10 protein-coding genes are annotated in these 12,399 nt (G+C 61.1%); 5 read left to right on the top strand and 5 right to left on the bottom strand.

The window, feature by feature from the left end; genetic code table 11:
- Window positions 1-15: 15 nt before the first annotated feature.
- From AC13Q5_RS22510 to ubiE, 3 genes are all read right to left on the bottom strand, one after another.
- Window positions 16-1,599: an aromatic amino acid lyase gene (locus AC13Q5_RS22510; RefSeq protein WP_075855443.1), complete on the bottom strand. Its 1,584-nt coding sequence runs from the start codon at window positions 1,597-1,599 to the stop codon at window positions 16-18.
- 176 nt (window positions 1,600-1,775) lie between these two features.
- Window positions 1,776-3,350 carry a 2-polyprenylphenol 6-hydroxylase gene (gene ubiB, locus AC13Q5_RS22505; RefSeq protein WP_075855442.1) on the bottom strand — a complete coding sequence of 525 codons (1,575 nt, stop codon included), beginning with the start codon at window positions 3,348-3,350 and terminating at the stop codon, window positions 1,776-1,778.
- Window positions 3,351-3,475: 125 nt separating this feature from the next.
- Complete coding sequence (gene ubiE, locus AC13Q5_RS22500) at window positions 3,476-4,252, bottom strand: bifunctional demethylmenaquinone methyltransferase/2-methoxy-6-polyprenyl-1,4-benzoquinol methylase UbiE (protein WP_488503196.1); 777 nt, start codon at window positions 4,250-4,252, stop codon at window positions 3,476-3,478.
- 245 nt (window positions 4,253-4,497) lie between these two features.
- Here ubiE and mutM point away from each other — a divergent pair, with 245 nt between their 5' ends.
- The 4 genes from mutM to dnaA all read left to right on the top strand — a co-directional run bounded on the left by mutM (window position 4,498) and on the right by dnaA (window position 9,104).
- Entirely contained in the window at window positions 4,498-5,385 is an 888-nt protein-coding gene (mutM, locus tag AC13Q5_RS22495) for a bifunctional DNA-formamidopyrimidine glycosylase/DNA-(apurinic or apyrimidinic site) lyase (protein ID WP_075855440.1), read from the top strand.
- A 53-nt stretch (window positions 5,386-5,438) separates the two neighbouring features.
- Window positions 5,439-6,212: an enoyl-CoA hydratase gene (locus AC13Q5_RS22490; protein ID WP_075855439.1), complete on the top strand. Its 774-nt coding sequence runs from the start codon at window positions 5,439-5,441 to the stop codon at window positions 6,210-6,212.
- A 193-nt stretch (window positions 6,213-6,405) separates the two neighbouring features.
- On the top strand, window positions 6,406-6,681 hold the full coding sequence (rpsT, locus tag AC13Q5_RS22485; protein ID WP_004108374.1) for a 30S ribosomal protein S20: 276 nt from the start codon (window positions 6,406-6,408) through the stop codon (window positions 6,679-6,681).
- Window positions 6,682-7,553: 872 nt separating this feature from the next.
- Window positions 7,554-9,104, top strand: coding sequence for a chromosomal replication initiator protein DnaA (dnaA, locus tag AC13Q5_RS22480; protein WP_075855438.1), 1,551 nt, complete (start codon window positions 7,554-7,556; stop codon window positions 9,102-9,104).
- Between the two features lie 87 nt (window positions 9,105-9,191).
- On the opposite strand, the gene gcvA is transcribed toward dnaA, so the two are convergent.
- Window positions 9,192-10,088: a transcriptional regulator GcvA gene (gene gcvA / locus AC13Q5_RS22475; protein ID WP_488503195.1), complete on the bottom strand. Its 897-nt coding sequence runs from the start codon at window positions 10,086-10,088 to the stop codon at window positions 9,192-9,194.
- A gap of 156 nt (window positions 10,089-10,244) precedes the next feature.
- On the opposite strand from gcvA, the gene AC13Q5_RS22470 reads away from it, so the two are divergent.
- Window positions 10,245-11,168: a DMT family transporter gene (locus AC13Q5_RS22470; RefSeq protein WP_488503194.1), complete on the top strand. Its 924-nt coding sequence runs from the start codon at window positions 10,245-10,247 to the stop codon at window positions 11,166-11,168.
- A 54-nt stretch (window positions 11,169-11,222) separates the two neighbouring features.
- Here the strand turns inward: AC13Q5_RS22470 and hemW are convergent, their stop codons facing one another.
- Window positions 11,223-12,398 (bottom strand): radical SAM family heme chaperone HemW, encoded by a 1,176-nt coding sequence (gene hemW / locus AC13Q5_RS22465; RefSeq protein ID WP_488503291.1) that lies wholly within the window; start codon window positions 12,396-12,398, stop codon window positions 11,223-11,225.
- Window position 12,399 lies beyond the last annotated feature (1 nt).

Below are 12,399 nucleotides of genomic sequence, written 5' to 3'. Positions count from 1 at the left end.
CGCCGGTCGGTTGGTTCAGATGGCAACGGTGTCGTGATAAAGCCGCTCTTCGACCCGCTCCAGCGAGCCGAGCGCAAAGAAATCATCATAGGCGATGATGGGCTTATGGGCGATCAATTCCGAAACGAACGCCTCTGAGGCCAGTTCCTCCTCGATCGCCTCGACTTCGGCCGAAAGGGGACGGTCGACGACATAGAAATCCGCATGTTTGCGCACGACGTCGTAGAGCATGCGCGCGACACCTTCCGGCTTGTCGCCGAGAATATCCATGGCTTGGGCTGACAACAGCGCTTCGAGCGCCGCCAGGCGTTTCAGCGCCCGCATCTGCCGCTCGAAACGCTCGATGACGAGCGGCAGGAAGGCAGCCTCGTCTTCCATCCCGGCGGCAACTACCAGCGACTGGGCCGAGACCGGATTGGACATGGACAGAACGCGCGAGAAGATTTCGCCTGCCAGCTTGATGATCGGGCCGAAACCGGTCGCGATCTTTCCTTCCGGAACGAGATTGACCGGCAGGCCGCGACGCTGACCATTGCCGAGCAGGACGCAGCGATTGAAGGCATTGCGCGCGGCGTGGGCCATGCAGATGACGGCTGCTTCGAGAAGCACGGTGACATCCAGCGGAAGGGAGCCACCCGAGGTCATCACACGCCCGTCGACGATGACAGGATTGTCGTCCGAACGGCCGGTGGCGGCGAGGATCTTGTGGCCTGCCGTGAGCAGGTTTTCGATGACGGCGCCAAAGACCTGGGCAATCATGCGCAGGCTCAGCGGGTCCTGCACATGGGTTGCGACCGGCCAGGGCCATTCGTCCGAGGCATTGCAGAGCCAAGCGCCGATCAGAGCTTCGCGGGCAGTGCCGACATGGCGCACCGAAATCCAGGGATCGCGCGAAGCGCCGAGCGCGCCGGCCGCCATCATACCGGTCGCAAGCAGGACGCGGATCGACGCGGCGGCATTGCGGGTTGTCTCGGCAGCGGCCGCAAAGCTGACGGCATTGACGCTGAGCGAAGCGAGGCTGTCGCGCGGCATCATCCTTACGGGAGCGATGCCGGCAGCATCGAAGGCATCGGCCGCCTGCATGCGACGGCCGCGATAGACTGCTTCACCAACGCCCGTCAGAACTGCGCCGATCTGCCCCATCAGGCCGATATCGGCGCAGCCGATCGAGCCGGTGCGGCGGACGACGGGAATGACGTCGGCGCTGAGAAGCTGCAGATAGGCCTGGATCAGTTCCTGCGAGCATCCGACCTGGCCGGTGAGAGCAGTGTTGACCCGGATCGCCATGGCATTGCGGACGACCGACATGGAAAAGGGTGCGCCGGTGCCGAAGTGATGGGCGCGCACGAGGCCGAGATTGAAGGCATCGAGATCTTCGGGAGACCACTCGACATCCTTCATGGCGCCGACGCCGGTGGTGGAGCCATAGACGGGCATGCCGGATTGGATCGTGCTTTCAAGAACGCTGCGCGCCAGCCGCACCCGCGCCATGCCGGTTTCCGATGCCGAGGGCAGGGCGACACCCGCCCCGATCCGCACCAGGTCGCTGAACCCAAGGGGTTGCCCGGTGAGTTCGATGCCGGCTCTCTGACGCTCCATGTCTTTTGTTCTCCTTTTTCGCAAGGCTATGCGAGCCTTATCGCCAATGGGATATCCCAAATGGCGAACACCTCGATAGACGGCATAGGACTAAATTTTGGAGCGAGTTCAGCCGCCGCGCAACTCTGTGTTTGCGCGGGTCCAGCACTTCGACGAAACGCGGTGGGCTTTGCGGGTTAGCTCACATGCCAGGCGATGTAGAGCAGCGTCAGCGCAATCACCCATAGCGCGAAACGACCGGAGCGGCTGTGCTTGGCTTCAGCCTTGCCGATCGCTTCCGCCGTCTGCGGATCGAAGCGCAGGCCGTTTTCGCTCATGTGCAGGAGTTCGTGATGGAACTTCTCGGTCTTGGCGGCGATTTCGGGTGCCGCTTCGGCAAGCTTCACCGCGGCCTTCAAGCCGTCCTTCAGGTCGGTCATGATCCGCTTGGGGCCGAGATTGGTGCGGATCCAGTCGCCGACCACCGGTTCCGATGCTTTCCACATGTTGAAGCGCGGATTGAGCATGCGCGACACGCCCTCGACCACCACCATGGTCTTCTGCAGCATCACCAGTTCGGGCCGTGTTTCCATGTCGAAGAGTTCGGTCACTTCAAACAGCAGGGTCAGAAGCTTGCCCATGGAGATCGTCTCGGCCGGCTGTCCATGGATCGGCTCGCCGATCGCGCGGATGGCCTGGGCGAAGCTCTCTGTATTGTGATGGGCGGGCACATAGCCGGCCTCGAAATGCACCTCTGCGACGCGGACATAGTCGCGGGTAATGAAGCCGTAGAGGATTTCGGCGAGGAAGCGGCGCTCCTTCTTGCCTAGACGGCCGACAATGCCCATGTCGACGGCGACGATCATGCCGGCCGCATCGACGAAGAGGTTGCCGGGATGCATGTCGGCATGGAAGAAGCCGTCGCGCAGCGTATGGCGGAGGAAGGACTGGATCAGCGCGTCGGCGAGCATGTTGAGGTCGTGGCCGGCGGCCTTCAGCCCCTCGACGTCGGACATCTTCACGCCGTCGATCCACTCCATGGTGATGACGTCGCGCCCCGTGCGTTCCCAATCCACCTTCGGAACGCGGAAGCCCGGATCCTTCTCGGTATTTTCGGCAATTTCCGAGAGCGCGGCCGCTTCCAGCCGCAGATCCATCTCGACCTTCGTGGTCTGCTCGAGCGTCTTCGTCACTTCCACCGGCCGAAGACGACGGCTGGAAGGCATGAAACGCTCCTGCAGCCGCGAGACGAGATACATCGCTCTGATATCGTTGGAAAAACGTTGGCGCACGCCCGGCCGTATCACCTTGACGGCAACGCGCTTGCGGCCTTCGGCCGTGTCGACCTCCGCCGGATGTACCTGTGCTATCGAAGCTGCTGCAATCGGCTCGCCGAAGCTGGCATAGAGATCGTCGATCCGCCGGCCAAGCGAAGACTCGATGGCTGCGGTTGCAGTCTCATGCGGGAAGAAGGCCATCCGGTCCTGAAGCTTCGACAGGTCGTTTGCCATGTCGACACCGACGACGTCGGGCCGGGTCGCCAGAAATTGGCCGATCTTCACATAGGAGGGGCCGAGCCGTTCCACCGCCTGCGCCAGCCGGTCGCTACGCGCCTGGCTCTTCGCCTTCCTGCGCGCAAAGATGCTGACGAAGGATTTGGCGAGGCTGACGGAGGGTGGCAACCCTTCCGACGGCAGCGCCATGACCACGCCTTCGCGCACGAGCACCCAGCCGACCCGGATCAGGCCGAAATATGCGCTGAAAGCACTCATAGAGCAGTTCCAGGAAAAGTGCGTAGCGGTTTTTCGTCAGGAATTGCGTCAAAACAAAAAGATAGAGCCTCAAGGTCTCGGAAAGCGGAGGCCATAAGCCGCATCGCATGGCTTGACATCATGCTTCAGAGCTTCCAGCCGGAGTGCAGCGCGGCGATGCCGCCGGTATAATTGGTGAAGCTCACGCGCGAGAAGCCGGCCTCGCGGATCATCGTCGCGAAGTCCTGCTGGTTCGGGAACTTGCGGATCGATTCCACCAGATACTGATAGGGCTCGGCATCGCCTGTGATCGCCTTGCCGAATTTCGGAATGGCGTTGAAGGACCAGGCGTCGTAAACGCGGTCGAGCAGCGGCAGATCGACTTCGGAGAATTCGAGCACGAGCAGCCGGCCGCCGCGCTTCAGCACGCGATAGGCTTCCTTCAGCGCGACATCAATACGCGGCACGTTGCGGATGCCGAAAGCGATCGTATAGGCGTCGAAGGAATTCGGCTCGAAGGGCAGTTCCTCGGCATTCGCCTCGACGAAGGTGAGGTTGTCCGAAAGCTTCTTCTTTTCCGCGCGCTCGGCGCCGACGGCAAGCATCGAGCCGTTGATGTCGAGCACGGTCGCATGCGCGAGCCGGTTCGAGGCTTCCACGATGCGAAAAGCGATATCGCCCGTGCCGCCCGCCACGTCGAGCAGCCTATAGGACGGATCCTTGCGGGGGTTGAGCGCCGCAACCATCGCATCCTTCCAGGCGCGATGCATGCCCATGGACATGACGTCGTTCATGACGTCGTAGCGCTTGGCGACCTTATGGAACACCTCGTTGACGAGGCCCTGCTTTTCGCCATCGGCCACTTCGCGGAAGCCATAGGATGTTTCCATGCCGCCATCGGCGGAGGTGCGGCTTTCTGCCATCGGCTCAACTCCGTTACGCTACAGCGCCGCGCGTCATATGTGATGCGCAAGGTCGCCGTAACACATTAAATCGTCTACATAATTTCAATTTTAGATCGATTCCGATCCAAGGAATTATGCAGTATTCCGCGGCGGACCATAGCGAAATCGCGATTGCCACGCTATCTCATCAGCCAGATCACCAGCCGCGATGCTTTGGGCTATAGCCCAGATCATAAGCGGTTGAAACATAAAGATGGATAGCCATGCCGGAATTACCAGAGGTCGAAACGGTCAGACGCGGGCTGGCGCCCTCCATGGAAGGTGCTGTTCTCAGGGAACTGGAACTGCGCCGCAACGATCTGCGCTTTCCTTTCCCCGCCGATTTCGCCCGGCATGTTTCGGGCCGCGGCATCACGTCGCTGTCGCGCCGCGCCAAGTACCTGCTGATCGATCTGGAAGATGGCAAGACCATCATCGCGCATCTCGGCATGTCCGGCTCGTTCCGGGTGGAGGCAGGGGCGGCGGAGACACCCGGAACCTTCCATCATCCACGCTCCAAGGACGAGAAACACGATCATGTCGTCTTCCATCTGACAGCCGGCAGCGGCAATGCGCGCGTCATCTATAATGACCCGCGCCGCTTCGGCTTCATGGACATCGTCAGGCGGGCCGATATGGCCACGCATCCCTTCTTCCGCGATCTCGGTCCGGAACCCACGGGTAATGAACTCGGCGCTGATTACCTGGCTAAGCGTTTTCTTGGCAAGGCGCAGCCACTGAAAAGCGCATTGCTCGACCAGAAGAATATCGCCGGCCTTGGCAATATATATGTGTGCGAGGCGCTGTGGCGCTCCCACCTGTCGCCGCTGCGCGCCGCTGGCACGCTGGTTACGGATACCGGCAAGCCGACCGAAGCGCTGCTGACGCTGGTCGAGGCGATCCGGGAGGTCATTGCCGATGCGATCGCCGCAGGTGGCTCGTCGTTGCGCGATCATATTCAGACGGACGGTTCGCTCGGCTATTTCCAGCATTCCTTTTCCGTCTATGATCGTGAGGCGCAGCCTTGCAGTACGCCCGGTTGCGGCGGTACGGTCAGCCGCATCGTCCAGGCGGGGCGCTCTTCTTTCTACTGCGCCTCCTGCCAGGGCTGATTGAAGGGCCAAGCTGTTTTAAAGGGCCAAAGCTGATTTAACGGGAGAGAGAAGTGGCTTACGAAACCCTCATCGTCGAAACACATGGTGCCGTCGGTCTCGTCAGGATCAATCGGCCGCAGGCGCTGAATGCGCTGAACTCAACCGTCCTCTCCGAGCTGAAGCAGGCCTATGCCGCTTTTCATCTCGATGATGCCATCGGAGCGATCGTGCTCACCGGTTCGGAAAAAGCCTTTGCCGCCGGCGCCGATATCAAGGAAATGCAGTCGCTCGATTTCGTCGACGCCTATAAGAATGACCTCTTCAGCGGCTGGGCCGAGATCGCCAATGCCCGCAAGCCCGTCATCGCGGCGGTCAGCGGCTTTGCGCTCGGCGGCGGCTGCGAAGTGGCGATGATGTGCGATTTCATCATCGCTTCGGAAACCGCCAAATTCGGCCAGCCGGAAATTACGCTCGGCGTCATTCCCGGCATGGGCGGCTCCCAGCGACTCACACGTGCCGTCGGCAAGGCGAAGGCGATGGATCTGGTGTTGACCGGCCGGATGATGGATGCGGCAGAGGCGGAGCGTGCAGGTCTCGTGGCGCGCGTCGTGCCGGCAGACAAGCTCTTGGACGAGGCGCTGGCCGCCGCCGCCAAGATCGCATCGCTGTCGCGGCCTTCGGTGCTGATGGCCAAGGAAGCGGTCAACCGGGCTTTCGAAACCACGCTCGAGGAGGGACTGCGGTTCGAGCGCCGCCTGTTCCATAGCCTGTTTGCCACGGAGGATCAGAAGGAGGGCATGGCGGCCTTCGTCGAGAAGCGCAAGCCGTCCTTCAAGAACCGCTAGGGGCCGGGATTGAGGAATTACGCGGGTTTGGCGAGAATCCGCGTTGACGCCGCGGCTCATTCCGGTTATATGCCCGCCACAGTTTGGAAAGCCGCTCTGGTTTTCCGCAATTGCTCCCGCATTGCTGGATGAAGTGGCCGCAGGGCCCGCGCTGCAACGATGGAGTTTTGTTCGAATTCTAAGAGAGGCATACATGGCCAATACTACCTCGGCGAAAAAAGCGACCCGCAAGATCGCCCGCCGCACCGATGTCAACAAGGCTCGTCGCTCGCGCGTTCGCACGTTCGTTCGCCAGGTCGAAGAAGCCATCGCATCGGGTGATGCAGATCGCGCAAAGGCAGCTTTCGTTGCTGCTCAGCCGGAGCTGGCTCGCGCAGCCACCAAGGGCGTGCTTCACGCCAACACCGCTTCCCGCAAGGTTTCGCGTCTTGCCAAGCGTGTGAAGGCTCTTTCGGCCCCGACTGCATAATCTTTCGTTAACGATTTAATCGTTAGAGTTAAGCCCGGCCCTCGCGCCGGGCTTTTTGGATTCGGCCAAAAAAATGCCGCATTGCCAAAAATGGCCGGCCGATCATGTCATTGACGTGACAGAAATATACCTTTGGAAACAAGGGCTTGCGGCAGGATATCCCAGCGCTGGGTGATCTGCATGACGCATTGCCGGCTCACAACTGAGTCAAGGGATTTTTTATTTTTTTTCTTTTGAAAGCTGTGGGAATCGCGCTCGGCAGGAATCTCTTTGATTCAACAGCGATTCTTTTTTGAAGGGCTTGTGACAGTCAAAAATGACCTCCCGAGTCAATGGCTGCCTCTTAATTTTGTGTAAAATTCATCGTTGATATCTGCCTTCGATCCTGCCTAAATGCTTTTCAACAAGGGGCGCGGATCTCACCTTAAACAGCTTCGGCAAACATCGTCGCTTAGGACGGTGTGGGTGGTTTTGTCTCTTGTAACGGAGCAGTTCAGTTTCGTTTTTTCAAACAGTTGACGAGTAAAAACCGGAAGCGGCAGCGCTTGCGGAACGAGGAAGCTTGTCTGTCCTTTGCGGCCCAATTTATTGGCGTGGCTGCAGGGAGGGGAGAAAAATTGACAGCCGTCGGGGCATTCAGTCGGAATACGAGGGCCGATTGATGCTCCGGTTACAGACGCCGGGACGAGAACAGCTTTGAAGAGCGGTTTTCGCCACAGTGCTTCTGTAAAGCCCGCTGGCCGGGCGTGGCTGATGAACCGGTATGCGGCGCAGCTTGAGACAACGAGCGTGACCGTCATGCCATGGCGAAGAACCAAGGGCGGCAGTGAAGTGCTCTCGCCCTATAAAGAGACTGTGGAAGGCGGCACTATATGCAGATACATACGAGGACGACGGGTGCGTTGGAAAATGGGGACAATGCGCAGGCGTTCGGTGCGGTTTGCTTAGAAGCGGCGGGGGAAAAGGGTGACGTGGCGCAAAGTAATTTGTTCGAGCGCGTCAGCGCGCGCTTGAAAGCTCAGGTCGGACCCGATGTCTATGCCAGCTGGTTTGCGCGGCTCAAGCTTCATTCGGTATCGAAGAGCGTCGTTCGTCTCACGGTCCCGACGACTTTTCTGAAGTCATGGATCAACAATCGCTATCTCGACCTGATTACCAGCCTGTTCCAGGCTGAGGATGCCGAGATACTCAAAGTCGAAATTCTGGTGCGCACTGCGACCCGGCAGGGCGCGAAGCCATGCGCCGACGAGCAGCCGGCCGTGCCGGATCAAGCGGCTGTCGCTCCGATCCGTCGCGCCGTCGCTCAGCCAGCCGGTCAGGTTGTTGCCCAGGCCGTGGGTGCAGCTGCGGCTGCGCGGCCCGCAACGGCAGGTGCGCCGCTTTTCGGCTCTCCGCTCGATTCCCGCTTCACTTTCGATACTTTCGTCGAAGGCGGCTCGAACCGTGTTAGCCTGGCAGCGGCTAAGACTATCGCTGAAGCCGGCTCCGGCGCGGTGCGCTTCAACCCGCTCTTCGTCCATGCAACGGTCGGTCTCGGCAAGACTCATCTGCTGCAGGCGATCGCCAATGCAGCCGTGCAGAACCCGCGCGGCCTGCGGGTCGTCTATCTGACGGCGGAATACTTCATGTGGCGCTTCGCAACCGCGATCCGCGACAATGACGCGCTGACGCTGAAGGACTCGCTACGCAACATCGACCTGCTCATCATCGACGACATGCAGTTCCTGCAGGGCAAGATGATCCAGCACGAGTTCTGCCATCTCCTGAACATGCTGCTCGACAGTGCCAAGCAGGTCGTCGTTGCTGCTGATCGCGCTCCCTGGGAGCTGGAATCGCTCGACCCGCGCGTGCGTTCGCGCCTGCAGGGCGGCGTGGCGATCGAAGTCGAGGCACCGGACTATGAAATGCGCCTTGAGATCCTCAAGCGCCGCCTCGATGCTGCCCGTCAGGACGATCCGTCGCTGGAAATACCGGCGGAGATCCTCTCGCATGTCGCCCGCAATGTGACCGCCAGCGGCCGCGAGCTGGAAGGAGCCTTCAACCAGCTCATCTTCCGTCGCTCCTTCGAGCCGAACCTGACGGTTGAGCGTGTCGACGAGCTGCTTGCGCATCTGGTTGGTTCCGGCGAACCGCGCCGTGTCCGCATCGAGGACATCCAGCGCATCGTTGCACGTCACTACAATGTCTCGCGCCAGGAACTGGTCTCGAACCGCCGCACGCGCGTCATCGTCAAGCCGCGCCAGATCGCCATGTATCTGTCGAAGACGCTCACGCCGCGCTCCTTCCCGGAGATCGGCCGTCGCTTCGGTGGTCGTGACCACACGACCGTGCTGCATGCGGTGCGCAAGATCGAGGAACTGATTTCCGGCGATAGCAAGCTGTCGCATGAGATCGAGCTGCTGAAGCGCCTCATCAACGAATAAGCCGACCGATCGGCTTCACTATACAGTCTACGGCCGGCTTGATCGCCGGCCGTTTCTTTTGGGATGATAGCCGGAACGAAAGCACGGCTACGCCGGCGGCGTCGTGCGCGAGACCTCGGAAAACAGCCAGGCCCGCAGCGCCGCGATTGCCGGCCTTTCCAGCGCACCCGGCTGATAGACGAGATGATAGGCGAGTGCGCTCGCAAATCCGGTCGGGAAGGGCGCAACGAGCGTGCCTTCAGCCAGTTCCTGCTCCACGAAGGACCGGCGCATCAAGGCGATGCCGAGACCTGCTTTCATGGCGTGGTAGGCACCCATGCCGTCCGTGAAGACCGGCCCATGCATGGCATCCACCTGCGTCGCCCCGACGGCCTGCAGCCAGAGCTCCCAGTCGCGCCGATAGACATCGTGGATCAACGTCAGTGTGGCGAGATCGTTGACCGCAGGGGAGGGGCCGAGTGCCGCCGCCATCTCCGGCGTACAGACCGGAACATATTCGTCATCGAGGAATCTCTCGCTTGCCAGCCCCTCGTAGCCGCCGAGGCCGTGACGAATGGCGATGTCGATCCCATCTCGGTGGAAGTCCATGATGCGGTAGGAAGCGCTGATGCGCAGATCGATATCGGGATGCGCCTCCTCGAAGCGTCGCAGCCGCGGCACCAGCCAATGTGTGGCAAAGCCGGCAGTGCAGGTAAGGGTCAGCACTGTATCCTTGGAGCGCATTGCGAGAGCCGCCGTTGCCTCTCGGATGAGCCGGAAAGCCGTCCGCATCGTCGCGAAATATTCGGCTCCATCAGTCGTTAAGGCGAGGCTGCGTGCCCGGCGCTCGAAAAGCCGCACGCCGAGCGCGCTTTCGAGGTCGCGGATCTGCAGGCTGATGGCACCCGGCGTCACATGCAGCTCGTTTGCGGCAAGCGTCATGCTCAGGTGCCGGGCGGAGGCTTCGAAGGCGCGCAGCGCCGAAAGGGATGGCAGTTGATCCATGATGATTGAGTTCAACTAAATCATTGTTCGAAAAAGACTCGTTTGTCAGAGCCTCGAAATCGCGAGATTATTGCAACAATTCTGATGGTTGGCAATGATATCAGGCAAAGCAGTAGGTAAGTAAAACTCAATCAGTAAGATGCTGGAGATGGTCTCATGTCACAGAAATCCATGGGCGCAGTCGAGTGGGGCATGCTGGTCGCTCTGTCCATTCTTTGGGGCGGCTCCTTCTTGTTCAACGGCATTCTGGTGCGCGAGCTTCCGCCCTTCACCATCGTCACCGCGCGTGTCGCGATCGCCGCCATTGCGCTGCATGTCATCGTGCGTGCAACGGGGCACGCCATGCCGAAAGATCGTCAGACCTGGCTCGCCTTCTTCGGCATGGGCTTCCTCAACAATGTCATTCCGTTCCTGCTGATCGTCTGGGGGCAGACGCATATCGCGAGTGGGCTCGCCTCGATCCTCAACGCCACCACGCCGCTCTTTGCCGTCGTCGTGGCCCACTTCCTGACCGAGGATGAGAAGATGACAGGCAATCGCCTGATCGGCGTCATCGTCGGCTTTGCCGGCGTGGCCCTGATGATCGGCCCATCGGTGCTCGCAAGCCTCGGTTCGAACGTGCTGGCACAGCTTGCCGTGCTGGGCGCCGCTTTCAGCTATTCGCTGGCCGGCATATTCGGTCGGCGTTTCCGCCGCATGGGGCTCGCACCGATCATTCCTGCCGCCGGTCAGGTCACCGGCTCGGCCATTCTGCTGCTGCCGATCGCGCTCTTCGCGGATCGCCCCTGGACGCTGGCAATGCCGTCGACCGAGACCTGGCTGGCGCTCGCCGGCCTGGCAATCCTGTCGACCGCTGTCGCCTATGTGCTGTTTTTCCGCATCCTTGCGACGGCCGGCGCCACCAACCTGATGCTGGTGACCTTCCTCATCCCCGTCAGCGCGATCCTGCTGGGTGCGCTCATCCTTGGCGAGAGCCTGCAGCCGAAGCATTTCATCGGCATGGCGCTAATCGCGGTCGGCCTTGCGGCAATCGATGGACGTCTCTTCACCCTCCCCTCGAGGGGGAGGGTCGGCACGTAGTGCCGGGGTGGGGTGATCTCGGTAAGAGCTGAGACACCCTCAAGGGGGACGTAGTCAGCAGGCGAGATCGGCGACGACCGAATCGAGAACCAGCATTCCCGCCGGCGTGCAGCGCAGGCGGGAATTGCCGATCCGCTCTATGAAACCGTGTTCCAGTAAAAATGCCTCGCGCTGCGGATCGGGGTCACGGCCGGAAAGCTGCTGCCAGCGGGCGAGATCGACGCCTTCGCGCAGCCGCAGTCCCATCAGCAGCAATTCGTCGGCCTGCTCATCGAACCCAAGCATTTCCTGGTCGACCATGCCGTGACCATCGCGCTCGACCATCTCGAGCCAGCTTTCCGGTTTGCGCTCGGTGGCGGTTGCCAGCTTTTGCGGTCCACGGGTCAGGCGGCCGTGGGCGCCGGGGCCGATGCCGGCATAGTCGCCGTAACGCCAGTAGGTGAGGTTATGACGGCTTTCGGCGCCGGGACGGGCGTGGTTGGAAACCTCGTAGGCTGGCATGCCCTCGCGCTCGGTAATCTCCTGCGTCGCTTCATAGAGCAGCGCCGACTGGTCGCCGTCGGGCACAATCAGCTTGCCGGCCTTGTGCAGGCCGTAGAAAGGCGTGCCTTCCTCGATGGTCAATTGATAGAGCGAGAGATGATCGACCGCATAGGAGATCGCCTCCTTCAGCTCGCGCTCCCATTCCTCGACCGTCTGGTTCGGCCGGGCATAGATGAGATCGAAGGACATGCGCGGAAAGATTTCGCGCGCCAGCCTGATCGCCTTCAGCGCATCGGCGACATCGTGCAGGCGGCCGAGGAACTTCAGGTCGCGGTCGTTCAGCGCCTGCACGCCCATCGAGACGCGGTTGACCCCAGCCGCGCGATAGCCGCGAAAGCGTTCCGCCTCGACGCTGGAGGGATTGGCCTCCATTGTGATTTCGATGCCGTCAGGCATGTGCCAGGTCCTGGCGATGCCGTCGAGGATCGCACCCACCGTCTCTGGCTTCATCAGCGAAGGCGTGCCGCCGCCGAGGAAGACGCTGGTCACCGTCTTCGGACCGCTGATCATCCGCATCGTCGCCATTTCCTTCAGAAAGGCAGCGGCGAAACGCTCCTGATCGACAGGCTGATGGCGGACATGGCTGTTGAAATCGCAATAGGGACACTTGGCCGCGCAGAAGGGCCAATGCACATACACGCCGAAACCGGGTTCGCCGGTATCGGGCAGCAATTGCGCTCCGCGCATC

The organism is Martinezella sp. CNPSo 3964 (assembly GCF_057784375.1).
The sequence above is the reverse complement of the archived record's forward strand: the minus strand, read 5'-3'. Positions and strand labels throughout refer to the sequence as shown.